At 55.7% G+C, this 25,549-nt stretch carries 19 protein-coding genes and 1 tRNA gene; 9 read left to right on the forward strand and 11 right to left on the reverse strand.

Annotated elements, in window-relative coordinates:
• Positions 1–63 precede the first annotated feature (63 nt).
• The 3 genes from D1223_RS12450 (at position 64) to D1223_RS12460 (ending at position 2,480) form a co-directional block, all read left to right on the forward strand.
• Positions 64–531 carry a peroxiredoxin gene (locus D1223_RS12450; protein ID WP_119376746.1) on the forward strand — a complete coding sequence of 156 codons (468 nt, stop codon included), beginning with the start codon at positions 64–66 and terminating at the stop codon, positions 529–531.
• 190 nt (positions 532–721) lie between these two features.
• The gene (locus D1223_RS12455) at positions 722–1,945 is read left to right on the forward strand and encodes a M23 family metallopeptidase (RefSeq protein ID WP_119376747.1); all 1,224 of its coding nucleotides are present in this window, start codon (positions 722–724) and stop codon (positions 1,943–1,945) included.
• Entirely contained in the window at positions 1,920–2,480 is a 561-nt protein-coding gene (locus D1223_RS12460) for a bactofilin family protein (protein WP_119376748.1), read from the forward strand. The genes D1223_RS12455 and D1223_RS12460 overlap by 26 nt, the downstream gene beginning before the upstream one ends.
• 94 nt (positions 2,481–2,574) lie before the next feature.
• On the opposite strand, the gene prfB is transcribed toward D1223_RS12460, so the two are convergent.
• From prfB to D1223_RS12475, 3 genes are all read right to left on the reverse strand, one after another.
• Positions 2,575–3,688, reverse strand: a protein-coding gene (prfB, locus tag D1223_RS12465; RefSeq protein WP_119376749.1) for a peptide chain release factor 2 whose coding sequence is annotated in 2 segments (ribosomal slippage) — positions 2,575–3,618 and positions 3,620–3,688 — 1,113 coding nt in all. Because the reading frame shifts where the segments join, the coding sequence is not laid out codon by codon here.
• A gap of 61 nt (positions 3,689–3,749) precedes the next feature.
• Positions 3,750–6,221, reverse strand: coding sequence for a penicillin-binding protein 1A (locus tag D1223_RS12470; RefSeq protein ID WP_233353151.1), 2,472 nt, complete (start codon positions 6,219–6,221; stop codon positions 3,750–3,752).
• Between the two features lie 198 nt (positions 6,222–6,419).
• Positions 6,420–7,604, reverse strand: a complete 1,185-nt coding sequence (locus D1223_RS12475; RefSeq protein WP_158588468.1) for an N-acetylmuramoyl-L-alanine amidase family protein — start codon at positions 7,602–7,604, stop codon at positions 6,420–6,422.
• A 404-nt stretch (positions 7,605–8,008) separates the two neighbouring features.
• Between D1223_RS12475 and D1223_RS12480 the strand changes: the two genes are divergently transcribed.
• Positions 8,009–10,561, forward strand: coding sequence for an Rne/Rng family ribonuclease (locus tag D1223_RS12480; RefSeq protein WP_119376752.1), 2,553 nt, complete (start codon positions 8,009–8,011; stop codon positions 10,559–10,561).
• Positions 10,562–10,583: 22 nt separating this feature from the next.
• Here D1223_RS12480 and D1223_RS12485 read toward each other — a convergent pair whose 3' ends face one another.
• The 3 genes from D1223_RS12485 to D1223_RS12495 all read right to left on the reverse strand — a co-directional run bounded on the left by D1223_RS12485 (position 10,584) and on the right by D1223_RS12495 (position 13,202).
• Positions 10,584–11,630, reverse strand: a complete 1,047-nt coding sequence (locus D1223_RS12485; protein ID WP_119376753.1) for a Glu/Leu/Phe/Val family dehydrogenase — start codon at positions 11,628–11,630, stop codon at positions 10,584–10,586.
• A gap of 64 nt (positions 11,631–11,694) precedes the next feature.
• On the reverse strand, positions 11,695–12,678 hold the full coding sequence (locus D1223_RS12490; RefSeq protein ID WP_119376754.1) for an alpha/beta hydrolase: 984 nt from the start codon (positions 12,676–12,678) through the stop codon (positions 11,695–11,697).
• Complete coding sequence (locus tag D1223_RS12495) at positions 12,675–13,202, reverse strand: uracil-DNA glycosylase family protein (protein WP_233353152.1); 528 nt, start codon at positions 13,200–13,202, stop codon at positions 12,675–12,677. The genes D1223_RS12490 and D1223_RS12495 overlap by 4 nt, the downstream gene beginning before the upstream one ends.
• A gap of 116 nt (positions 13,203–13,318) precedes the next feature.
• Between D1223_RS12495 and D1223_RS12500 the strand changes: the two genes are divergently transcribed.
• The 3 genes from D1223_RS12500 to rlmJ all read left to right on the forward strand — a co-directional run bounded on the left by D1223_RS12500 (position 13,319) and on the right by rlmJ (position 16,906).
• Entirely contained in the window at positions 13,319–14,221 is a 903-nt protein-coding gene (locus D1223_RS12500) for a pirin family protein (RefSeq protein ID WP_119376755.1), read from the forward strand.
• Between the two features lie 97 nt (positions 14,222–14,318).
• Positions 14,319–16,109: a M28 family metallopeptidase gene (locus tag D1223_RS12505; protein ID WP_119376756.1), complete on the forward strand. Its 1,791-nt coding sequence runs from the start codon at positions 14,319–14,321 to the stop codon at positions 16,107–16,109.
• An 11-nt stretch (positions 16,110–16,120) separates the two neighbouring features.
• On the forward strand, positions 16,121–16,906 hold the full coding sequence (rlmJ, locus tag D1223_RS12510; protein ID WP_158588469.1) for a 23S rRNA (adenine(2030)-N(6))-methyltransferase RlmJ: 786 nt from the start codon (positions 16,121–16,123) through the stop codon (positions 16,904–16,906).
• Here rlmJ and D1223_RS12515 read toward each other — a convergent pair whose 3' ends face one another.
• Positions 16,907–18,580: a sensor histidine kinase gene (locus D1223_RS12515; RefSeq protein WP_158586713.1), complete on the reverse strand. Its 1,674-nt coding sequence runs from the start codon at positions 18,578–18,580 to the stop codon at positions 16,907–16,909.
• 208 nt (positions 18,581–18,788) lie between these two features.
• Here D1223_RS12515 and D1223_RS12520 point away from each other — a divergent pair, with 208 nt between their 5' ends.
• Entirely contained in the window at positions 18,789–20,042 is a 1,254-nt protein-coding gene (locus tag D1223_RS12520; RefSeq protein ID WP_119376759.1) for an FAD-dependent oxidoreductase, read from the forward strand.
• 25 nt (positions 20,043–20,067) lie between these two features.
• Positions 20,068–20,619, forward strand: coding sequence for a thioesterase family protein (locus tag D1223_RS12525; protein ID WP_119376760.1), 552 nt, complete (start codon positions 20,068–20,070; stop codon positions 20,617–20,619).
• Positions 20,620–20,671: 52 nt separating this feature from the next.
• Here D1223_RS12525 and D1223_RS12530 read toward each other — a convergent pair.
• The 4 genes from D1223_RS12530 to D1223_RS12545 form a co-directional block, all read right to left on the reverse strand.
• Positions 20,672–20,747, reverse strand: a tRNA-Val gene (locus D1223_RS12530).
• Positions 20,748–20,844: 97 nt separating this feature from the next.
• Complete coding sequence (lon, locus tag D1223_RS12535; RefSeq protein WP_119376761.1) at positions 20,845–23,253, reverse strand: endopeptidase La; 2,409 nt, start codon at positions 23,251–23,253, stop codon at positions 20,845–20,847.
• A gap of 141 nt (positions 23,254–23,394) precedes the next feature.
• Entirely contained in the window at positions 23,395–24,660 is a 1,266-nt protein-coding gene (gene clpX, locus D1223_RS12540) for an ATP-dependent Clp protease ATP-binding subunit ClpX (RefSeq protein WP_119376762.1), read from the reverse strand.
• 120 nt (positions 24,661–24,780) lie between these two features.
• Positions 24,781–25,404, reverse strand: coding sequence for an ATP-dependent Clp protease proteolytic subunit (locus tag D1223_RS12545; protein WP_119376763.1), 624 nt, complete (start codon positions 25,402–25,404; stop codon positions 24,781–24,783).
• Positions 25,405–25,549 lie beyond the last annotated feature (145 nt).

The raw sequence follows: 25,549 nt of genomic DNA on the forward strand, positions 1-25,549 counted from the left end.
CTATGACTGTCTGACCGTAAAAACTACAGACGTAATGAAGCAGAATTAGGACGATTGAACAGCATGAGTGCACCTATCAAGCCCGGAGATGCTTGCCCTTCCCTCACACTTTTGATGTCAGACGAAACCTCAATGCGGATTCCGGCGTCTAACGGAAGAGGCATCGTGCTGTTTTTCTATCCGAAGGACAATACGCCGGGCTGCACGACCGAATCCAAGGCATTCAGTGCCCTGCTCGGAGACTTTCAGGAAAAAGGATATGACGTCGTTGGCATTTCGCGTGACAGCATCGCGTCCCATAGAAAATTCATCGAGAAGCAGGACCTCCGGATTCCGCTCGCAAGCGACGAGGACGGCTCGGTTTGCGAGGCCTTTGGTGTGTGGGTTGAAAAGAAAATGTACGGCAAGACCTTCATGGGAATCGAGCGTTCCACTTTCCTTGTCGATCCTGAGGGCATCGTCACGGACGTTTGGCGCAAGGTGCGCGTCAAAGGCCACGCCGAAGCGGTTCTTGAGCGGCTGAACGCGTAATATTTAGGCATGTTTGAATAACGAGCTCGCCTATTAAGCGAGAATTTACGCACCTGTGTAAAAAATAAGGGGAATTGTGGGATCGCACCCTTTCCGCGCCGGACCGAATTGGGTTACTACATAAGGCATGCTGGGGAGCTAGTCGCTGGGAGTGCGACGCGTTAGAGTAACGAGGGTAGGCGCAGTCGAAATGAAGAAAAAGACGATGAAGGTTCGTGAACTTTTCAGTCGCCTGTTTCCAGAGCGCCAGATTTACCACCGCAGCGGCGGTACCGTTCGCTATTTCACGATCTCTCCCTCACAACAAGCAGTAATAGCTATCGCTGTAGCTGCTGCTGTTGGCTGGTCGTTGTTCGCAACGGCAAATATGATTTTCCTGCCGAAGCAGACCGCCATGGCGGGCGGTCAGTATGAAATCGACAAGTATGAACGATGGGTACAGGAGTTGCGCGCACGTGACGCCCTTTCGCGTTCGCAGCTTGTCGAACGCACCGAGGCCTTCCAGCAGGCCACAGTAGATTTCGAACGCCGGCATCAGACATTGGAAGTCCTGCTGAACACACTTAAGAATGGTGGAGAGCTGGAAGCAGCAGCGCTACGCGGCAATGATGCGCCCCTGCTCGTCAATGCCTCAATTGATGAGGCTGATCGGCGCCAGTCCCGCCCCTCTTCTCTCCCAAACGGTGATACAACGAATGTCGGCCTACGCGGACAGATCGGCGCTATTCGGGAAGAGCAACAGGCTTTCCTTGACGAAGTCGAGGAGATCGCAGTCGAGCGCGCCGAAGCAGCGCGAGGTGTTCTTCGCCTGACGGCGGTGGGGGCAAATCGCATTGAAAATAATCGCGAAATGGGCGGTCCGCTGATTGAGTTTGCAAGTCTGGCTAGTGGAGAGTTCGACACGCCGGAAGAAGCAGCATTCGCTGAGCGCGTCGCCCAGGTGGCCGCTCGCATGGAAGAAGCGCGCTACTATCAGGAAGTTGTCGACAACCTCCCGCTTGCCGGCCCCGTCGGCGTGCCATGGCGCGTGACTTCAAATTACGGTTTGCGCGTTGATCCGTTCAACAAACGTCCAGGCTGGCACAATGGCGTTGATATCGGCGCCTACTGGAACGCCCCGATTACAGCGACCGGCCCAGGAACGGTCAGCTTTGCTGGCACGAAATCCGGATATGGCAGGACTGTGGAGATTGATCACGGTCACGGATTCAAATCCCGCTACGGTCATATGAAGCGGATTAATGTTAAAAAAGGTGATACTGTTGCCATTGGTGATGTCGTAGGCGCCATGGGATCGACAGGTCGCAGTACCGGACCACACCTCCATTATGAAGTGTGGTTCAACGGTAAACCCTACGACCCAGTAGAATTTTTGAAGGCGGGTAAACATGTTCACGAAGACGAAAGACAGTGACACACAGATGTCCAGCATAAATCCGGCACAAGACGCTGTAAAAAGCGCGGCCAGCAAACCAACTGCCCGTTCGGCAGCATCGATCATCTGTGGCGACATGGAAATTCATGGCTCCATCACATCGGAAGGTGCACTTCAGATTGATGGACTCGTCGATGGCGACGTTTCCGCCGCTGACATTACGATTGGTGCCGGCGGTACCGTGATTGGTGAAGTGAAAGCTGAAGCCGTCAAGGTCAAAGGCGAAGTACGCGGCTCGATTCGTGCCCGCAAAGTCGAGCTGGAAACCGGCGCCAAGGTGCACGGCGACATTCTCCATTCGTCGCTCAGCATCCAGCCGAACGCGATGTTCGAAGGCCAGGTCAAACACGATCAAGACCCTTTGAAAGACTCTGCGCCGAAACCCGCCAACAGCGACCGCCCGGCATCCAAGGCTTCCGATTCAACGAGCACCGCTTCGGGTAGTGCTTCTTCCCAGCAGTCCTCGACCAGCGCATCCTCGACGTTTTCGACCGGTCCTTCAGCTCTTTCGTAAGAACTTCGACGAACGTCCAGTCTAGTTATTTTTAAAGGGCTGCACCCGTCTAAAGGTGCAGCCCTTTTTAATGCGTATGAACGCATAAATGATTTTACGCTGCCGACTCTTCGTTTCCAACAACAGAGTGCGCAAGAGCAGCGCTCAGGAACGCATCGAGATCGCCGTTCAATACACCGGACGTGTCTGACGTTTCGTAATTCGTCCGCAAGTCTTTCACGAGCTGATAGGGCTGCAAGACATAAGATCTGATTTGGTGCCCCCAACCGATATCGGATTTGGAATCGTGGCTATCCTGAGCCGCCTCCCGCCGTTTCTGGAGTTCCAGCTCATACAATTTCGAGCGCAGCATTTCCCATGCCTTCGCCCTGTTCTGATGTTGGGATCTGCCCGCTTGGCAAGCGACGACAATGCCGGTCGGGTCATGGGTCAAGCGGACCGCTGAATCCGTCTTGTTCACATGCTGCCCCCCTGCCCCGGAGGATCTATAAGTATCCGTTCGCACATCAGAAGGATCGATCTCAACCTCGATCGATTCGTCGATTACAGGCGAGACGCTAACTGATGCAAACGACGTGTGCCGGCGCGCCGAGGAATCAAATGGCGAAATCCGGACAAGCCGATGGACGCCGTTCTCGGATTTCAGCCAGCCATAGGCATTGTGCCCCGAGATCAACAGCGTCGCAGATTTGATGCCCGCCTCGTCGCCGTCATGCGCGTCTTCTTCTTCGACCTTATAGCCATTCGACTCTGCCCAACGAACGTACATCCGCCTTAGCATCGACGCCCAGTCCTGGCTTTCCGTCCCGCCAGCGCCTGCATTGATCTGCAAATAGCAGTCATTGGCGTCGGCTTCGCCTGACAAAAGTGCCTGCAGTTCGGCTTTGGCTGCTTTTTCCCGGGCCGATTGTAGAGATGCCCGCACATCGGCAATCATGTCTTCGTCGCCATCGGCTAGCTCATACAACTCCAGACCGTCCGCCGCTTCCTTTTCGAGCTCTCTCACCATGCGGATGCCATCTTCCAGTCGCTGGCGCTCGGCCATCAACTTGCGGGCTTCCTCAGGATCGTTCCAGAACTCTGGCTGCTCGGAGAGAGCGTTCAGTTCGTCGAGACGTTTTTCGGCAACGTCCCAGTCAAAGACGCCTCCTCAGCAGTTCGGCCGACTGCTTGATTTCTTCAACAAGGGTCTTGATGTCCGTTGACATGGTGATGGCTCTATTCCTGTGGTTTGCTTGAAGCCTGCGATGCATAAAACCTCATCTGGCGTCAATAAATGCCGCTGAGGTTTTCATCGGCGACGTCGTCACCGCCTTGATCACCGAATCCAGGCGGCTGAAAACCCTCCGAGAAGGGATCCGCGATATCGTCTCGTTGTTCGCCATTACCCGAACGGCTTCCTGAAATCGAGAAGTCCGTATCCTCGTCGAAAACGGCGCCTGGCTCCGTCCCCGGACGGAACGCTTCAACAATGACTTCTCCCGAAGCGGCCGTTGGAAGTCCTCCGGTATCGTGATCGACCTGGACGAGTCGAACGCCGGGCGGAATTCGGAATGGCAGTGCAGGTTCATCCTGCAAGGCGACTTCCATGAAGTCGGTGAAAATCGGTGCACCGATCGATCCACCGGCCTCACCTTCCCCGAGTGACTTGGGTGTATCAAACCCTACCCAGATTCCCACGACCAGGTCTGGAGAGAAGCCGTAGAACAGGGCGTCTACATAATCGTTAGTAGTACCGGTTTTGCCGGCCAGTGGCTTTCCAACACGTTTTGCCCGGCGCGCCGTGCCGCGCTCCACAACCCCCTCAAGCATGTGCACGATCTGATAGGCAATGACGGGGTCCACGAGTTGTTTGCGCTCGTCAGGGAGCACCGGTGGTTTGCCACCGTCCCACTCCAGTGCGTCACAACTTTCGCATGGGCGCGTGTCGTGCTTGTAGAGCGTATTGCCGTGGCGGTCCTGAACGCGGTCGAGCAGCGTCGGCGTGACTTCTTTGCCGCCATTCACGAAAGCGGCGTAGCCACGTGCCATTCGCCAAGGCGTCGTCTCACCTGAACCCAATGCCATGGCCGGATAAGGCGGGAGATTGTCGTACAAGCCGAAGCGCTCGGCGAACTCAGACACGGCCGGCATACCGATATCCACAGCGACGCGCGCAGTCACCTGGTTGAACGAGCGCTCCAGTGCCGTGCGCATCGTGACTTCGCCGTAGGAACGCCCTTCTGAATAGTTCTGCGGCTTCCACATCTCCTCGGTATGTTCGTCATAATAGACAAACGGCGCATCGAGGATGCGGGTTGAAGGCGTGTAGCCGTTTTCAAGAGCCGCCCCGTATACGAACGGCTTGAAGGAAGAGCCCGGCTGGCGAACAGCCTGGGTTACCCGATTGAACGGGCTTTTAAAGAAAGAGTACCCACCAACCATTGCCAGTACGCGTCCGGTGTGCGGATCAAGCGCAACAATACCGCCCTCAACCTCCGGCACCTGCCTGAGAATTGCGGTCTCTGCGGGAACGTAAATCCACTCGTCCTCAGACGCTTCACCGTCTCGAGTTTCTGCGCCGGGCTTCTTCTCTTCCGTGCGTGCAACTTCGACGAGCACGACATCGCCAGACGCCAGGCCAGCCCCGCCACCATCGCGTGTCCAAGTGCGCGCCCATTCGACATCTTCCTTGGGAATTGACGTTTCGCGTCCATCCTTGAGCACCAGCCTAGCCCCCTCAGAACCCACACGCGAGACCATGCCAGCCTCCCAGGTCCCGTAACCTGGCGGCAAGGTCAGCTTTTCAAGCTGTTCGGGCACATTGCCATCAGCATCGATGGTAGCAAATGGCCCTCGATAGTTGTGGCGACGGTCATAGCTCTCAAGGCCGGCCTGCAAGGCGTCCTGCGCCGCCAGTTGAAGGCGTGTGTCAATCGTTGTTCGAATTGACAAGCCGCCACGCTGAAGCGCTTCCTCGCCATACTGCTCGATAAGCTGTTTGCGCAACTCCTGAACGAAATATGTCGCGGCCGCATATTCGGGTCCGCGCAGACGTTCGGTTACTTCAAGACCCTTCTCCATGGCCCTGTCTGCTTCGTCCTGCGTGATGTAGCCATCTTCTACCATGCGGCCGAGGACATAGTTGCGACGGGCCAGCAGGCGTTCCGGCCGGCGATACGGGTTGACGGTCGACGGGGCCTTGGCAAGCGATGCCAAAATTGCCGCCTCTGACAGGTTCAACTCGGGAAGCGACTTATCGAAATAAATCAGAGCCGCAGACCCGACGCCATATGCGCGCACTCCCAAATAGATTTCGTTTAGGTAGAGCTCAAGGATCTCGTCCTTTGTAAACGCATCCTCCATGCGTCGGGCGATAATCGCTTCCTTGATTTTCCGGTCAATTGTCTGGTCCCGGGTCAGAAGCATGTTCTTGGCGACCTGCTGGGTAATCGTTGAACCACCCTGCAGATTGCCGCCACCAGTGAGTTTGATCTTGGCTGAATTGATAGCGCCCCGAAGAATGCCGACATAATCCAGACCGTGGTGCGTGAAGAACTTCTTGTCCTCTGCGGCGACGAACGCCTGGATCACGTGTTCAGGCACCGATTCAATCGGCACGAACACTCGGTGTTCCTCAGCGAACTCAGCGATCAGCGTCCCGTCGCCCGCGTGAACGCGTGAGGTGATCGGCGGCTCATAACTCGCAAGCCGCTTGTGGGAAGGAAGGTCGCGAGCCAGCACCGCTACGTAAACTGCCAAAGCGATGAATGCGATGACCCCCAGAATTACGAGGCCCAAAAAAACACGCCGGAAGAGCTTCCACGTCAGAAATCGCTTTCTGGTCGCTTGTTCAGTCATCTTTGTACAGCCTGGAATTGTAATTGCGGATAATGCTGTCTGACAACACAGTCTGGCTAGAGTAAGGCGTTCGCCAATCAGCCGAAAGGCAAAAAGCAGTTAGTTCGCTGCGTAGAGCACATCGCGCCTGTCAAAATAGGCATCGATGGCCCGCCCGACTGCTTCCGCAGTCTTTCTGCGCCCGCTTTCTGAACTCAATCGTGCAACATCCGAACGATTGGTAAGAAATCCGATTTCCAGCAGAACCGCGGGCACATCCGGTGCCAGCAAGACGAAAAAATTAGCTCGCCGATGGCTATTGCGCACAATCGGACCCGCCTTTTCAAGTTCCGGCGTGAGCAGCTCGGCGAACACGGTTGAATTGGATTTGGTTTCCCGAAGGATCAGGTCTTCCAAGATACCGGATACTTCCTGCGAAGTTCCGTCTTCGATTGGCAGATGCCAGCCATTGGTTTTCGCCGTGCCATCGATCCGGCGTTCGCCACGAGCTGATAAGGTGTATACAGTCGCGCCTGCGACATCTGGGTTGCCCGCAGCATCCGCGTGTACGGAAATAAAGAGGTCCGCCCCCCAGCTTCGAGCCATGGACACACGGTCTTCATGATCAACGTAGGTATCGTCCGAACGCGTAAGGTGAACACGATAGCGGCCAGACCGTTCAAGGACCTGTTTTATCGCGAGCGATGTCTGCAGGACGATTGTTTTTTCCTTTTGATTCGTCGCCGCCAACGCTCCCGGATCCTTGCCACCATGTCCGGGATCGATGACCACCGTATACTGGTCCGGCTTCGAACCAAGTGGCTGGGCTTTTCTATACGAGTCTGGAGTGTAAGCAGCGAGGTATTGCTGCCGCAGCACAGCATCCTCCATGGATGCCCTGTCAAATCTGATCGGCGCAACGCGTACCAGGTCGATGAGAAGTCGGTGCCTCGGATCTGCACGCGTCGGGGCCATATTAAGCGTGCGTGATACCATCATGGGTGTCGTCAGATTAAAAACGACTTCTCCCTGACGGATTTCATAAGCATCGATGGCCCCATTGGGGGGCGGCGTATGAGCACCAAGCGATACGGTGGCGCCTGGCAGCCTGACATCGACCCGCCGGCCATTCGCGTCGCTGATCAGAAAGGTTTCCTGTTCGATTGGCTCGTCAGCCGCAAACAATATCCGCGTATACTCATTGTCTCCGGACACAATGATCTCGCTGACTACTGCGGCAGTCGCGGCAGAAGCGCTCAGACAAAAAATCGTCCAAAGTAGCAAAATTCGAATCAGCGCGGTCACCATTTCTCCCGCGTAACACTGTGCATAACCCTGTGCCTGATGCCACAGTGAAGATTAATCCAACATTTACTGTCAGCGTTGCCACTGCGTTTTTCGCGTTTGTGTCATTTTACGCTTTTCATTCCCTTCGGCTTTGGGCATGTTCAGACCACCTCGCAGCGTGCGGGGAAAAGATAATCCCAGACAGGTGCATAGCCGGGACGACTGTCCCGCAGCGGGCGCCGGTCGGCCACGGATGAACAACTTCATGTTGCCTGATCACCAGCAGAGACTGTCACGTATTGCGCCCCAAGGCGCGCGGACGAGCTGGCGCTTGGGCTCTTCACAAAACAACACTGGCGATAGCCGCAGAGCCTGCGAACAATCTCGCAGGACCGCGCCGCCAGCCAACAAGGCGATCCTAAATGAGCAAACTAATGCTGATCGATGCCGTCCACCCGGAAGAAACCCGGGTGGCGCTCGTTTCGAATGGGCAAGTTGATGACTTTGATTTCGAAACGACTGGCAAGGAACAACTAAGAGGTAACATCTATCTCGCGAAAGTAACGCGAGTAGAGCCTTCCCTTCAGGCATGCTTCGTGGATTATGGTGGCAACCGCCACGGTTTTCTCGCTTTCAGCGAAATACATCCAGACTATTACCAGCTGCCACAAGAAGATCGTGAAGCGCTTCTTCAAGACGCTGCGCGCGCCGCGGCAGAGAATGAAGACCTTGATGTTGATGACCCCGATGAGGAAATCGATTCACCGGCAGACCTGATCGATGACGACGACAATTCTGATGAGGACGCTTCGGACGGTGAGCCGGAAACCCGGAAGAAGTCTTCGCAATCACTTTCGAAGCGATACAAGATTCAGGAAGTCATCCGGCGGCGGCAAGTCATGCTGGTTCAGGTTGTAAAGGAAGAACGCGGCAATAAAGGTGCCGCGCTGACGACCTTCCTGTCTCTGGCTGGCCGCTACAGCGTGTTGATGCCGAATACACCGCGTGGCGGGGGCATTTCACGCAAGATCTCCAATGGTTCGGATCGCAAGCGCCTGAAGGACATCATGGGAAGCCTCGATGTCCCGCAGGGTATGGGCCTTATTGTACGGACGGCCGGCGCCAAACGCACGAAGACCGAAATAAAGCGGGACTACGAATACCTGCAAAAGCTATGGGATAATATCCGTTCCAAGACGCTCGAATCCATCGCGCCTTGCCTGATCCATGAGGAAGGCGGACTGGTTCATCGGGCCATGCGCGACATGTTCGACAAGGACATCGAAGAGGTGATCATTCAAGGCCAGACGGCCTACAGAGAGGCCAAGGACCTTTCCAAGATGATCATGCCAACGCAGGCTCGAAAGGTGAAGCAGTGGAAATCCCAGGCGCCGCTTTTCGTTTCAGAGAATGTCGAAGAACAACTCGATTCAATATTCTCTCCCGTCGTTCAGATGAAGTCAGGCGGCTATCTCGTCATCAATCAAACCGAAGCGCTTGTCGCCATCGACGTGAACTCCGGCAAGGCAACACGAGAGCGCAATATCGAGCAGACCGCACTTAGAACGAATCTCGAGGCCGCCGAGGAAGCCTGCCGTCAGATGCGTTTGCGCGACCTCGCTGGCCTTGTTGTGATCGACTTCATTGATATGGAGGAGAACAAGAACAACCGGGCCGTCGAAAAGAAGCTGAAAGACTGCCTCAAGATTGACCGTGCGCGGGTCCAGTGCGGAAAAATCTCCCAGTTCGGACTGATGGAGATCTCACGTCAGCGCCGTAGAGCTGGCGTCCTGCAGGCTACGTCTGATCCCTGTGATGCCTGCAATGGCACCGGCAGGCGTCGCTCTGTTCCTTCTGCTGCGCTTCAGTTATTGCGCACGCTCGAAGCACGGGCGGCTGGTGGCGGGCTGGCTTCGATCACCGTGCATGCGCCGACCGAAGTGGCACTCTACCTCCTGAATAACAAGCGCGAAGCGATTACAGAAATCGAAGACGAAGCAGGTTTCGCTATATCGGTTCGCTCATCCGACGACCTCTTGCCAGGCGACTTCAAGATCGATGCCGAGAAGGACCCCAGTCGCAAATCAAGGCGTAAATCCAAGAGTTCAGACCGCAGCAAGCACATTAGCGGCGACGACGATGATGACCTGCTTCCGCAGGAAAATGACGATTCCGAAGACTCCGCGGAAGACGAAATCGATGAGGACGCAAAAGTCGACAGTGAGGCAACCGACGCCACGACAGAAGATGACAAGTCTTCGCAGGGGCGTAAGCGCCGTCGCCGTGGTCGCCGTGGTGGCCGCCGCAGACGTCGTGAGAGCGGGCCAATTGTGCCGGCTGATGGTGGCGCGCTACTGGATGGGCTTTCTGTAAGCGCCCCTGCCCTTCTAGACGACGAGCCGCCCGCCCTGCCCGATCCTCAAGCTGCAAACCGCGCCACGTCATCACAGCCTCAGCTGGCGAAGACCGTCGCTCTAGATGCGGAAAAAGCTGACGATCAGGAGATTGAAAAGAAGCCTACCCGTCGCCGGCGGTCACGGGGCGGTCGCCGAAACAAATCTACAGGGACCGATCAAGTCTCAGAAACGGCGGCGACCGAACCAGGACAAGCGGGATCTGAAAATGTATCCGCGCCGTCCGAAGGTTCTATCAACGAAAAGACGGACAATGACGTGCCGGACGCAGAGCTGAAGAGCGAGCCTGATATCAGCGAGCCGAGTTCACCGGCTCCCCCTGTCGACGAAACGGCCATTGCTTCGGAAGTTGTTGCCAGCGATGCTGGAGAAACTCCACAGCCAGCAAACGATGCGGACCAGACCTCTAAAGACAAGGACGAGGGACAAACTGCAACCACTGCGGTGGTGTTTGATGCCGACAAACCGCTTGCGAGCGAGCCTGTGCTGGTTAGCGATGAAAACGGCGACGAAAAAGAAGCGAAGCCTAAGCGTCGCGGCTGGTGGTCACGCGGTAAATAATCGACAATCGCCTCGGAGGGTTTCAGCCGCGCTTCGCGGCTGCGATCCTCTGACGTGCAATACGCTCAGCAACGAGATTTGTAGGTAGAGAGGCTTTAAGGGCTTCATCCAGCACCTCGCCCAATGTCTCGATAAGAACATCGAGCTTATCCATAACCCAGCTACGAGAGTATTCGCCGGAAATCTCCGCGGCCACGTTTATGATCCCGCCGCCGTTGATGACATAATCGGGTGCATAAAGGATACCGGCTTCGCGAAGAGCGCTATCCATGTCAGGACTAGCAAGCTGATTGTTCGCACCACCTGCGACGACCTTTACTTTCAGACGGCCAAGCGTCGCCTTGTTGATGACGGCGCCCAGTGCGTTCGGGGAAAAGATGTCCGCGTCGACGTCATAAATATCGTCGGTATTGACCCGGGAAGCGCCTGTCCGTTCGCAAACACGGGTCACGGTTTCCTGGTCGATGTCGCAAACGAATAGTCTGGCTCCTTCTTGAGCCAGGTGATCACACAGATAGCCGCCAACGGAGCCAACACCTTGAACGGCGATCGTTCTTCCGGAAAGGTCTGCCGAGCCAAAAGCGCGCTCGGCGCACGTCTTGATGCCACGATAGACGCCGCCGGCCGTGATAGGTGATGGATCTCCGCTCGCTGCTGCGCCCGTATCCAGCCCTGCAACATATTTCGTCTGCGACGCGACCAATGCCATGTCCGACGTCGTCACACCGACATCTTCTGCGGTATAGTATCGACCATTCAGGGACTCGATAGCGCGCCCGAACGCCTCAAACAGCGCAGGCGACTTGTCAGTTTTTGCGTTACCCCAGATAACCGACTTTCCGCCGCCGAGCGGCAAACTAGCCATCGCATTCTTGAAGCTCATGCCCTGAGACAGGCGCAGCGCATCCCTTAAAGCCTGCTCTCCGGTGGCATATGGCCACATCCTGCAACCACCCGCCGCCGGCCCAAGCGCAGACGAATGAATGGCTATGATCGCTTTGAGACCACTGGCCGCATCCTCGAAAAAGTGGACGCCTTCATGATGGTCATAAGAAGGATGGTCAAACATCTACGGCCTCCCGCACTGCCTCATGGCGGCTTAGCGATCACAAAGGCATGGTCAACCCGCCGGCTCAGTCTCGAGGAATATTCGGTGCTCCAGAAGGAAATTCGCTGGCATCATTTTTCAGGAAAGCCATAAGGTCGGCAAAAACTGTTTCCGCCTGCAAGTCACGCAGCAGCATGTGATAACCGCCTTCGTAATAGGCCGTGCGCACATGATCGGGTAATACACGTATGGTCCGCTTGATGGCGGACGGTGGAATGACGATGTCCTTGGCGCCGTACGTGATCAGGGTTGGAACGTTTGGCGTAAGCGCAGGTGCGGCTCCATGCGCTTCTTCCATAAGGCCTACGAGGCCAAAGACTTGGTCTATACGATTTTCTTTCAAGCCAAGGGGATCGCGCCAGAGGTCCTGGAGCATCTCGACATTATCCGAAGGCTCGATCTTGACGCCTCTTGGAGGGCGGACCACCCAGCCTGGTCTCACATGCGTCGATAGCCAGAGGCTTGCCTTGTACAGCGGGTTCAATGTTCCCCAGCCACGCAGACCTGGTCCGGACAATATCAGCCTATCCACGCCAACTGGCGGATTGTCTGACCCGAATACTGTCATGGCGACGGCGCCGCCCATTGAGATTCCGACGACCGCAACAGGTATGTCCGGGTGACGTTGCCGTGCAAGCTCGATCGCAGTTCTCAGATCCTCCCGCATGAGATCGGGTTTCGGCCATATTCCGCGATTGTCCGATCGCCCAAAACCGCGTTGATCATAGGCATATGTCGTAACACCTTGCTTAGCCATCCAGGGCGCCAGCATATGAAACGCGTTGGCATAATCATTCATGCCGTGGAGACCGACGACGACATATTCGGGCGTTGGCAGATCGGCCTCCCAGACGCTCAGTCCCAACTTGGCCCCGTCGAATGACGTGAATTCATTCTGCTCGGGCGTAAAACTGGGGTGCACGGTACTTTCCAGATCAAGGCGCGACTGTAACTTGGGCGTCGCACACGCTGAAGTCACAAACAGTATAAGGACGGCGAGCCATCTCATAAAAGTGATCTCACCTTTTCGCGGAGCACCGGAAGAAGCTCCTCCTCAAACCATGAATTCTTCTTTAGCCATGCATTGTTTCGCCAGCTTGGATGTGGGGTCGGGATCGTGTTGCTGTTTTCAAGATGGTGACGCCAGTTTTGCACGACTTCAGTCAGGCGGGCCGAACCCGGCAAGTTCAGGTGCCAGCTTTGCGAATAGCCACCAACTGCAAGTATGAGTTCGAGTCTTGGCAATCGAGCCAGTAGCCCCAGATGCCAGGTACGCGCGCAGACTTTCATCGGCGGGCGATCTCCACCTTTTGAATCATAACCAGGAAAGCAAAACCCCATCGGAACAATTGCAATACGCTGGTGATCGTAGAACTCGTCCTCAGAAACCCCCATCCACTCACGCAGCCGAACGCCAGAAGGATCAGTAAACGGCCGTCCAGAACGGTCGGCCAGATTGCCGGGTGCCTGCCCCGCTACGAGTATTCTGGCGCTGTCCGAAGCTTGAAGAATTGGATTAGGTGGGCGTTCCATGTCTGCCTCGCAAAGCCGACACGACCGTATTGCTTCCAAATATTCACTGAGAGAGCTGGTCACATGCCAATGATGCGCCATCATGACAGCACTGGGCAACAGCGAGGATACATGGGATGACAGATTCAATCGACTTGCTTATCGAGTCCCGCGTTCATGAACTTGGGGGCGGCTTCAAAGTTCGACGCGTGCTTCCGTTTCATAAACGCCGCATGGTGGGACCGTTCATCTTTTTCGATCATTTCGGTCCGGTCGATTACCAGCCCGGCGATGGCATGGATGTTCGACCTCATCCCCATATTGGCCTTGCAACCGTCACATACCTGTTTGAAGGCGCCATTGGACACAAGGATACGGTAGGCTCCGACATCGTAATACGCCCCGGAGCTGTTAACTGGATGGTGGCCGGCAAAGGTATTGTGCACTCGGAACGAACTCCTGAACCCGAGCGCCGAAGTGGCCAACGCCTTCATGGGATCCAGACATGGGTGGCCCTTCCCCAAACGCACGAACAAATCGAGCCTTCATTTACCCACCACCCAAAGCAAACGCTGCCTCAATTCAACCTCGGCGGCGCAACCGCGCAGGTGCTCGCGGGCAATGCCTGGGGGCATGCTTCACCTGTCGAGTTTCCCTGGGGTATCTGGTACGTTGGCATCAATGCGACGAACGGCGCGCAATTCAACGTTCCAGATGATGCCGCTGAAGAACGCGCGATCTATGTTGCCGGTGGAGAAGCCCGTATTGACGGTCAAAAGATCGAGGCCGGTTCGATGGCTATCCTGTCTCGCGGCGCCTCGGTACGCGTCGAAGCGACTCCAGAAAGCTATCTGATGCTGGCGGGAGGAAAAGCGATGGATAGCCCACGTAAAATCAACTGGAATTTCGTCGCGAGCGATTCTCAATTGATAGACACAGCCCGGGATGACTGGCGAACCTCAATTGAAAACGGCTTTTCCGGCTCGCCATTCCAGCTTCCCATGGGCGAAAGTGAATTCATTCCCCTGCCGGACGACTGATGTAATCGTTCATTCAATTGCCGCGGCAGCGCGTTGCTTGTTCGTACATGAGCCCTATGCGAGAAGCGGTTTCGAAACCTCTTCGGGAGAAATCTACATGAAACACGTGCTCTGGTCTTCTGTCGCCCTACTCGCGCTAGCCGCTTGCTCTCAAGCGTCTGTGGAAGAAGACGCGCCAGGTAGCGGCGCAGAAACGGGCGCAACCGAAACGCCAGCCAACGCAAATGAGCAGGCTTCATCCAGTGACCTGCTAATGCCCCTGCCCGATAACACTGTCGCAGCCATCACTGCCGAGGACCTCGACGCGCGGATCAAGACGCTTGCAGACGACAAATTCGAGGGCCGCGGTCCGGGTTCGGAGAATGGCGAAAAAGCCGCGGACTGGATCGCTGCGGAGATGGAAAGAATAGGCCTGCAACCAGGCGGCGATGACGGAACCTGGTTCCAGAACGTAGGCATGGTCGAACAAACGCTCGACGAAAGTCAATCGAGTCTGACCTTCAATGGCGGGCGCTCTGGCGAAGCTTATCCCATGCAACTCAAAACGGATGCGGTACTCTGGACCAAGCATCAGGCCAGTAATGAACTGTCATTCCAGGAATCCGAGCTTGTGTTCGTTGGTTACGGCGTAGTCGCACCAGAATATGGCTGGAACGATTACGCCGGCGTCGATGTCGAGGGAAAGACGGTGGTCATGCTGGTCAACGATCCAGGCTTCGCTCGCGGCACCGACGACCTCTTCAATGGCAAGGCGATGACCTATTACGGCCGCTGGACCTACAAGTTCGAAGAAGCGGCCCGCCAAGGGGCCTCAGGGGCTATCATTGTCCATGAAACTGCGCCAGCCTCTTATGGCTGGGACGTGGTGGCAAATTCATGGTCCGGCGCGCAGGCCGACCTGGTCCGATCAGATGACGGCGCAAGCCGGACGGTTTTCGAATCCTGGATCACTTCCGACATTGCGCGCCGCCTGTTTGCCGAAGCCGGACTAGATTTCGATGAACAAAAATCAACCGCCAAGGAACCTGGCTTCGTGGCTGTCGATATGGGAGATCTCACCGCCTCTGGCAAAATTGTGCAGACCGTATCCCGAATGGAATCCCGCAATGTAGTCGGCGTTCTGCCCGGTACGGTTGCGCCAGATGAGTATATGCTCTTCACAGCCCATTGGGATCATCTCGGCAAGAAATCCGAAGAACGCGCCGGCGAACCCGGACAAGACTTTTATCGCGACGACATCTTCAATGGCGCTGTCGACAATGCGACCGGTTCTGCTGCCCTTCTCGAAATAGCGGAAGCCATGGCGCAAGACGAGCATCCACGCTCAGGTCTGTTCCTGGCCGTTACGCTTGAGGAGTCAGGCCTGCTCGGTTCAGCCTACTACGCCGAAAATCCGACTGTGCCAATGAACCGGATTGTTGCCGGTATCAACATGGACGGCATGCTGCCAATCGGCCGCACAAAGGATATGGTCGTTGTCGGATATGGTGCGTCCGAACTTGAAGACCTTCTGACGGCGGAGCTGCAATCACAGGATCGCGTCGTCAAGCCTGACCCAAAGCCCGAGGCCGGTTATTTCTATCGCTCGGATCATATTTCATTTGCGAAGAAGGGCGTGCCGATGCTGTACGCCGACGGTGGAGTCGACAAGCGCGACGGTGGCGAAGCGGCGGGCATGGCGGCATCGGAAGCCTACACCGTTCAGCGTTATCACAAGCCGATGGACGAGTATAATGAGAACTGGGACCTCTCGGGCATGGTGGAGGATATCACAGCGCTCTACGAAGTGGGTCTGGAAGTCATCAATTCCGACACCTGGCCGACCTGGTACGAAGGAAATGAGTTTGAAGCCATTCGCCAGGACTCATTGGCCGGTCGCGGCGACTAGGGCGCACAGTCTTGCTTTCCTATCAGCATGGGTTTCACGCCGGAAACAGGGCGGATGTGTTCAAGCATGCCGTCCTCTTTTCCATATTGGAAATAGCCGCGCGTGCCGATCACCCGTGGCTGTATATCGAAACGCACTCGGCTGCAGGCAATTACGACCTGACCAGCAGCCAATCGCGCAAGACTGGTGAAGCCGATCAAGGCGTGACGCGCCTTCTGGATATGGGGCAGGCACCTGAACCGCTTGGCCCATGGCTGGATTTTGTTCGCAGCTGCACTGTCAGGAATTATCCAGGCTCCCCTGCCCTCGCCCGTCATTGCTTGCGTGATCAGGACCGTATGGTCTTTTTCGAGAAGCATCCTGCTGAATATGAAAAGCTGTCGCGCTCACTCGCAAGCGACAAGAGGACACGAGCCTTAAAGGAAGACGGCTATAAAGGCGCGCTCACCCTCCAGCCGCGCAGCAAGGAGCGGCTCATTGCATTCCTCGATCCGAGCTACGAAACTGATCGGGATATGGAGGCACTGGCCGACTGGATTCCGCGAGCCCTGAAACGCTGGCCAAAGGCCATGTTTCTGGTCTGGATGCCACTTTTCAAGGACGAGCGTGAACTTGAGTTCGGCCAATTCCTGGCCAGCCTCGACTATGGCTTTGTTGCAGGCACTCACTGGCCGCCCGAGAGCGACAAGGACACCGCACTCACAGGCTCTGCCATGATCGGTCTGCGTACGACACCGGCCATGGCCCGTCCGGCCTATGCAATTGGGGAAGCGTTAGACAATTTGTGGAGCCGCTAACTACGCAACGTCCCGGTCTTCGCTCTCAGTATTGGCTTCGGCGACAGTGATTTGTTCTTCATGAACCAGTACAGATTTTGGAAGCGTGAGGATGGCTGTCGTGCCAACGCCCACACGCGACTTCAGGATCACATCGCCAGCCAAAAGACGCGCCAAGTGCCGACATAGCGTGAGACCGAGCCCGGTCCCACCATATTGACGGTCAAGATTCGAGTCGCCTTGATAGAATGCTTCGAAAACACGCTCGAGCTTGTTCTCAGGAATACCTGGCCCGAAATCGCGCACTGCAATGAATGGTACGCCCTCGCCATTGAGCCCCGCCCGGATCACAACTTTGCAGCCCTCACGATTAAAACGGATGGCATTGGTCAGCAGGTTGATGAGAATTCGCTTCATCGCGGTTTCGTCGACCATCATCATCGACAGCTTCGGTGATACCGAAACATCAAACGAGTCCACTGATGGCTTACTCTCAAATCCGGCCGCCAGCGTAATCGCTTCGGTCAGTAACGCCTGTGTCTCCACTGCCGTCGGATTGATTGCAATGCGATCCAGGCCGACCTTTGAATAATCAATGATGTCATTGATTAGCTTCAAAAGGTGCGTGCCGCTTGTGTGAATATTGTCTGCATACTCGCGGATTTCCTCGTCTGAAAGACGGATCTTCGAATCGCCGTTCATGAGCTTCGAGAAACCGAGAATGATGTTCATGGGCGTGCGAAGCTCATGGCTCATTGTCGAAAGGAAACGACTTTTCGCCGCATCTGCTTCTACGGCCTCGCGTTGAGCTTCGATCAGCTCACGTTCCCGCGTCTTGAGCGCTGTAATATCCGTATGAACAACAACGGCGCCGCCCTTCCCCGTCTCCCGGGTTGAACGCATTAGCCAACGTCCGTTCTTGAGAAGGACGGGCACCCGGTCTTCACCGACATGAAACTCCGGCTTTTCAGTTCCAATCCAGTCGCGGTGTCGCGCATTAGCGACCATGAGGTCGCCGTTCGCTTCATAAAAGGCAAATGCGTCATTGGACGATTCAATAGCGTCAGCGAGCAACTCTTTAGCCGTCTCACTTTGCATACCCTGGACGATCATGTCGTAGATGTGACGGTAGTTGCGAGCGCCGCCAATCAGCAATGCTGCCGTGAAGGACAGCGCCAGAAGGGTCACCTCGACCGCAAATGGCGAATTCTTAAGGATATTCGTCGCCAGCATGATCGTGACGCTGCCGATCAGAAATCGGCTACCGACCCGGGCAACAGGCCCAAGAATCGACATTGTGCCCGCACCCATGCCTGCAATAACGATACAGATAAAGAGGTTCGCGAGTTGATTGTCGGAATGGAAGAGATAGGTAGAAACGCCCCATATCACGCCAAGCACAAGAGACGATAGCTCAGCCTTGCGCAGGAACCGTCCAGATACGTGAGTCGGCGTCTTCTTTTTGGAAAGCCGCATGTAGGCCAGGGTCTGCATGAGCGAATACAGCGCAACAGGCACAAACCAGATGGCAACCTTCCAGACTTCAACCACCTGCAGGAAGGCAGCAGAATAGATAAGGCCGTTTACGATGTTGATGACAGCCATTGGCACGAGCAATCGCACCAGAAGCGACTGCATCTCGCCGTATACGCGTCCCTCCACTGCCGTGCGCGGTGCGGGCAGTCGATCAAACAAAAGTCTGATCCATGACGGAGTAGTCGAGGGCGCAGCCATTAAGAGACGCTGGTACAAGAACAATCTTAACTTCCTGCAAAACAAAGCAGTCCAAATGTCTAAATTGCATTGAGACCTGCAGAAGATCCTCGCTTGTAAAAGCCGCTATTGCGAGAAATCACTTGAACCATCGTCGGCCCGAAACTGCCCCTAGGACTAAACTCTACTCATGAAGCGTAGCGTAGGAATAATCGGAGGCGGCCCTGCCGGCCTCAGCCTGGCGCGGCTGCTACAAGAGACAGGACGATTCCACCCAACGGTCTTTGAGGCCAATCCCTATCTGGGCGGCAAGTCGTTTTCCTTTGTCAGAGGCGACGCTGTCGTCGAAATGGGCACTTGTTACACTACCCGGGCACACAGACGTGTTCTGGATTGGATGAAGAAAGCCAGAATTGATCTGCGGCCCCTTGGCGAACAGCTTTTCGATGGCGAAGACTTTCTGGATTACGTAAAGCGAGGAGACGGAGCACCGCTCGCTGTCCAGGTCGCACAGTTTCTTTATGCACGCCAACGGCTGATGTCCGCCTTGGGGCGTGCTCGAATACCCGATTGGGCCCAGAAACAGGCGGCTCAACCAATTGCAGAATGGTTGCGCGAACGAAAGCTGCACAAGATCGAACGGTTCATGTACAGGTCCATGACCAATCTCGGCTATGGTTTTGTCGATGAGACACCGACAGTGCAAGCCATGCGTTGGAACGATCTGGATCTTATTCTGACGGGATTACTCAAACAGCTTAAGATGCCAGCGCAGGGATGGAGCGCATTCTGGGAGCGGGCGGCGGCCGGTCTGGATGTAAATCTCGCAAGCCGCGTCACTAAAGTCGATCGGACAGGTGCGCTGCCGTCGATAACAACTGAAACTGGCGTCGCTCAGGAGTTCGACCTGATCGTCTGTACGATTGCCATGGATGATTTCAATGCTATCGCCGATCCGACAGAGAATGAAAAAGCCGTCGTCGAGGCTGTAAAGTGGAACGGTTATACAACCACGCTCGTCGCTGTTCAGGACTGGTTTGACGACGTGACCGTTCAGGCATACAGCGCAGCAGTCGTTCCAGGCGCACCATATGGCCGAATGATGTCTGCTCGGCTAGATGGCAAGGAACCCGAACTCGGCGGACAGTTGTATCTGACCGGCCAATTGACAGGCAGCTACTCTGACGCAGAACTCCAGGAAATCTTGCTCTCCGAAATCACGGCCCAAGGCGGTCGTCCAGTGAACGTTATCCTTCAGAAGAGCTGGAAGTATTTCGCTCAGTATGACTGCGAGGCGATCCGGAATGGATTACTTCAAAGGTTCCGGGACATGCAAGGAGAGGCGGCGACTTGGTACGCAGGCGCGACTTTCTCGCATGAGGCCGTATCCAACATCGTCAACTTCAATGCAGACCTCGTCAGAAGGCTAAAGCGCGAAGCTTGAGTGGCCGGGAGAGATTGACCAGCCGATGAACCTTTTCCTGAGACTTGTTCTAACATTCCTGCGCGCCAGCTTTTCGACAAAACGAGCCAGCCTGTTTGATACAACTGAAATTCGCTCAAGGGTCATGCTGACGGATCAGGATATGTTTTCGCACATGACAAACAGCCGGTACTTCTCCTTCAGTGATCTCGGCATCATCAATTATGTGGTTCGCACAGGCGCCTGGAAACAGTTCAGAAAAAGGGGCTGGTTTCCCGTTGTGTGTGCTGAGTCCGTAACGTTCGCAGGAATGCTGCGCGCCCATCAAACATTTTCCGTGGAAACCCGGCTCGTCGGCTGGAGTGAAACTTACCTCTGCTTGGAGCATCGGTTTCTGCACAAGGCTTCCGAAACCGCTCGGGTCTGCATTGTCGCCCGGATCGCCAGCCGGTCGAAGGAAAAGGTCACGATAGATGACCTGGTCAAGCTGCTGGGCGTATCCGAGTCCTCGCCTCCACTCGGAGATACCTACCTAGGTCTGATTTCGGATGTTGAAGCCGCAAGAGCACGCAAGCGCGAAATGACGGAAGCCAGATAAAGCTTCCCGTACCACGCTACTTTGTCTTTCTTTGGAGTTCCCGTTCGGAAAATGGTGGGCGGTAACGGGTTCGAACCGCTGACCCTCTCGGTGTAAACGAGATGCTCTACCAGCTGAGCTAACCGCCCTACTCTATCCGCTTTGTGCGTGAGGTTGTCCTGAAATGCAAGACGGCCCCTGCCGCATAAGCGCAGGGGCCGTTCAGTTTGCAATTAAAGAGGCTGACTAGTGGCGGATAGTGTCACCGACATCGGGATCGGATGACTTTCCTGCGAGGCTGGCCTGCAAGGCTGCCTCGTCTTCATCCGACCACTCGATGGGCGTCAGCGGGCGCGTCAGGGCGCGGGCAAACACCTCATTGATGTCCGTAACGGGCACGATCTTCAGCCCTTCCTTGACCTGATCAGGAATCTCATCGAGATCCTTCTCATTCTCCTCAGGGATCAGCACCGTCTTGATGCCGCCTCGCAGCGCAGCCAGGAGCTTCTCCTTGAGCCCCCCAATCGGTAGGACCCGTCCGCGCAGCGACACCTCACCTGTCATGGCGACATCCCGTCGGACCGGATTACCCGTCAGTAGCGATACAATCGCTGTGGTCATTGCAATACCGGCCGATGGGCCATCCTTGGGCGTTGCACCATCTGGCACGTGCACGTGGATATCCGTCGTGTTGAATTGGCTGGGCTTGATGCCGAGCATGATCGACCGGGACCGAACAAGCGAGCTGGCCGCCTGGATCGACTCCTTCATCACGTCACGCAGGTTGCCCGTAACCTTCATCATGCCCCGGCCGGGCATCTGGACCGCTTCGATGGTCAGCAGGTCGCCGCCCGTTTCGGTCCAGGCAAGTCCGGTTACCGCCCCGATCTGATCTTCCTCATCGGCAAGACCGAAACGGAACTTCCGCACGCCGGCAAAGTCAGAAAGGTTTTCCGCCGTAACCTCGATGACCGACTCATCGCTCTGTGCAATACGACGAACGGCCTTGCGAGCAAGCCTCGCGAGTTCACGCTCCAGGCTGCGCACCCCGGCCTCACGCGTATAGTACCGCACGAGATCCCGTATTGCGTCATCGCTTACGATCCACTCGCTTTCCGCCAAACCATGGTCCTTGCGGATTTTCGGCAGCAAGTGACGCTTCGCAATCTCCATCTTCTCCGGCTCTGTATAACCGGCGATGCGAATGATCTCCATCCGATCAAGAAGCGGCTGTGGCATGTTGAGCGAATTCGCAGTCGTCACGAACATAACGTCAGAAAGATCGTAATCAACTTCCAGGTAGTGGTCGTTGAACGTCGAGTTCTGGGCTGGGTCCAGCACTTCGAGAAGCGCAGAGGCCGGATCGCCGCGATGGTCCATACCCATCTTGTCGATCTCATCAAGCAGGAACAACGGATTGCCGGACTTGGCCTTTTTCAAGGACTGGATGATGCGACCAGGCATGGAACCAATGTAGGTCCGGCGGTGACCGCGAATCTCGCTTTCGTCACGAACACCACCAAGCGAAACGCGAACGAAGTCACGTCCAGTCGCTTCGGCAATCGAGCGGCCAAGTGACGTCTTACCTACGCCGGGAGGACCGACAAGACACAGGATCGGTCCCTTCATCTTCTTGGTGCGTTTCTGCACAGCAAGATATTCGATGATCCGCTCCTTGACCTTCTCCAGACCATAGTGGTCATGGTCGAGCTGCTGCTCGGCCTTGTCGAGATCGGTCGAGATCTCCTTGCGGTTACCCCATGGAAGCGCAAGCAGCCAGTCGAGATAATTCCGGACAACGGTCGATTCCGCTGACATCGGGCTCATCTGACGAAGCTTTTTTACTTCTTGGTCCGCTTTCGCACGAGCTTCTTCACTGAGCGGCGTTTCGCGGATTTTCTCCTCAAGCTCAGCAACCTCGTCGCGTTCGCCATCACCAGCATCGCCCAACTCACGCTGAATAGCCTTCATCTGCTCATTCAGGTAATACTCGCGCTGGGTCTTCTCCATCTGACGCTTGACGCGGTTCTTTATCTTCCGCTCCATCTGCATCATGCCCATTTCGCCCTCCATGAGAGCGAATACCTTTTCAAGGCGTTCACGAGCATTCGACATCTCAAGCAGCTCCTGTTTGTCGGAGAGCTTGACCTGGAGCTGCGACGCAACCGCATCCGCGAGTTTTCCAGGTTCGGTGATTTGCGACACCGTCGCGACGGATTCCGGGGGGATCTTCCGGTTTAGTTTGGCATAGTTTTCAAACTGGTCGATGACGGCGCGTGCGAGCGCTTGCACTTCACCCGTATCACCAGCCTCAGCTTCAATCAGCTCAACTTCGGCATCAAAATAGCTGTCGCGATCGTTAAACTGAACGATACGTGCACGGCTCGAGCCTTCTACCAGCACTTTGACGGTCCCGTCGGGCAGCTTCAGCAGCTGCAATATGGTTGCAACGGTACCGAGCTGGTGAATGTCATCAGCTGTTGGCTCGTCTGTCGACGGATCTTTCTGAGCAACGAGCATTATCTCGTTCTCGCCTTCATCGACCATTTCGAGCGCCCGGACAGACTTGTCACGGCCCACAAAAAGCGGCGCGACCATGTCAGGGAAGACAACAATGTCCCTCAAAGGAAGGACTGGGAGGGTTTGCTTGGGCATTCATGCCTCCTTAGTTCCTGGATCCTGCTCAGCAGCGATCCTGCCGGCGCCCCTTTAGTCTGGACGATTCCGGCTTCTACAGGAAGATGTGGAGGTTAATACGCGCCATTCAAGCTGGCTTGCGCAGACCTTTTTTGTGGATCAGGAAGCTTCGCTCGGCTTTGCCGCCTTGGCGTGCACATGCAGTGGTGCTGCGTGCCCTTCGACCACTTCACCATTGACCACAATTTCCTCGACGCCGCGCAGGTTCGGCAGTTCGAACATGGTATCAAGAAGGATGCCTTCCATGATCGAACGCAGGCCGCGCGCACCTGTCTTGCGAGCGATAGCCTTACGGGCAACAGCAGTCAGAGCCTCGTCCGTAAAGGTAAGTGTCACTTCTTCCATGTCGAAGAGGCGTTGGTACTGCTTGAGCAGCGCATTCTTCGGCTGGGTCAGAATCTCGATCAGGGCTTCTTCATCCAGATCCTCAAGCGTCGCAATGACCGGCAGGCGCCCGATAAATTCCGGGATCAGGCCATACCGCTGGAGGTCTTCCGGCTCGACATCACGCAGGACTTCCCCAACGCCGCGCGCATCCGGGTCTTTAACATCTGCACCGAATCCCATGCGCGTACCTTCACCGCGCGAACTGATGATCTTGTCGAGGCCAGCGAAGGCCCCGCCGCAGATAAACAGTATGTTCGTCGTGTCGACCTGCAGGAATTCCTGCTGCGGATGTTTGCGCCCGCCTTGTGGAGGTACCGAAGCAACCGTGCCTTCCATGATCTTTAGCAGCGCCTGTTGCACGCCTTCGCCCGAAACGTCGCGGGTTATGGACGGGTTGTCTGACTTGCGGGAAATCTTGTCGATCTCATCGATATAGACGATGCCACGTTGGGCCCGCTCGACATTGTAGTCGGCCGACTGCAAAAGCTTGAGCACGATGTTCTCGACATCCTCGCCGACATAACCGGCTTCCGTGAGCGTGGTCGCATCAGCCATCGTGAACGGCACATCAAGAATGCGCGCCAGCGTTTGGGCGAGCAGCGTCTTGCCGCAACCCGTAGGGCCGACCAGCAGAATGTTGGATTTCGCCAGCTCCACGCCATCAGACGTTGATGCATGGGAAAGGCGTTTATAGTGATTGTGAACGGCCACCGACAGAATGCGCTTTGCATAGGACTGCCCGATCACATAATCGTCCAGGACATCACAAATTTCGCGAGGCGCAGGCACGCCTTCCTTCGACTTGAAGCCCGACGCCTTGCTCTCTTCACGGATGATATCCATGCAGAGCTCGACACATTCATCGCAAATGAACACCGTCGGACCGGCAATCAACTTTTTCACTTCATGCTGGCTTTTGCCGCAGAAGGAGCAATACAGCGTGTTCTTCGAATCGCCGGAGCCGTTTTGTTTGGTCATGGCCACCTCAATGCTTGCGATCGATTAACGCACGATTTATGCCGCGCGCAAAAAAATCGCTTGCCTTCGATCTTATTTTTTAAGTCCGGACACGCAAGAGGACCTGCGCATCCGCCCGGACTAATTGTCGTCGTCGCCTTGGCGGCGCTCATAAACCTGGTCGATCAGACCAAATTCTTTCGCCTCTTCAGCCGTCATGAACGTGTCTCGGTCAAGCTTACGCTCGATTGTGTCATAATCCTGACCGGTGTGTTTTACGTAAATATTGTTGAGACGGCGTTTCAATTCGAGAATTTCTTCTGCGTGCCGCTCAATATCGGTCGCAACGCCCCGATAACCGCCTGAGGGTTGGTGCACCATCACGCGAGCGTTCGGAAGTGCGATACGCATTCCCTTTTGCCCGGCCGCCAGTAGCAGCGAGCCCATACTTGCTGCCTGGCCGATGCAGACTGTGGAGACGGGGCATCGAATATATTGCATCGTGTCGTAAATCGCCAAGCCGGACGATACGTACCCGCCCGGACTGTTGATATACATGGAGATCTCTTTTTTCGGACTCTCAGATTCAAGGAAGAGCAGCTGCGAGGTAATCAGCGCTGCCATCCCGTCATCAATTCCGCCCGTAACAAAAATGATCCGTTCCTTGAGCAGGCGGGAAAAGATATCGAAGGCCCGCTCGCCACGGCTGGTCTGTTCGACAACCATTGGGACGAGGTTGAGCGCGGTTTCGTGGGGGTCGTACATTCGATCGCTTCCAGCCATTAATTGAATGAATCTTATCTGCGTCGTCGCAGAGCTTTGAATATTTGTCCAGCATGCGGCTCACGCAAGACCGGGAGTGTTTACAGCGGTGGATATCCTGTTCACCCAAAAAAATTGCGCCAGGCTT

It is taken from the genome of Henriciella mobilis, from assembly GCF_003576285.1.
GTDB classification, from domain to species: domain Bacteria; phylum Pseudomonadota; class Alphaproteobacteria; order Caulobacterales; family Hyphomonadaceae; genus Henriciella; species Henriciella mobilis.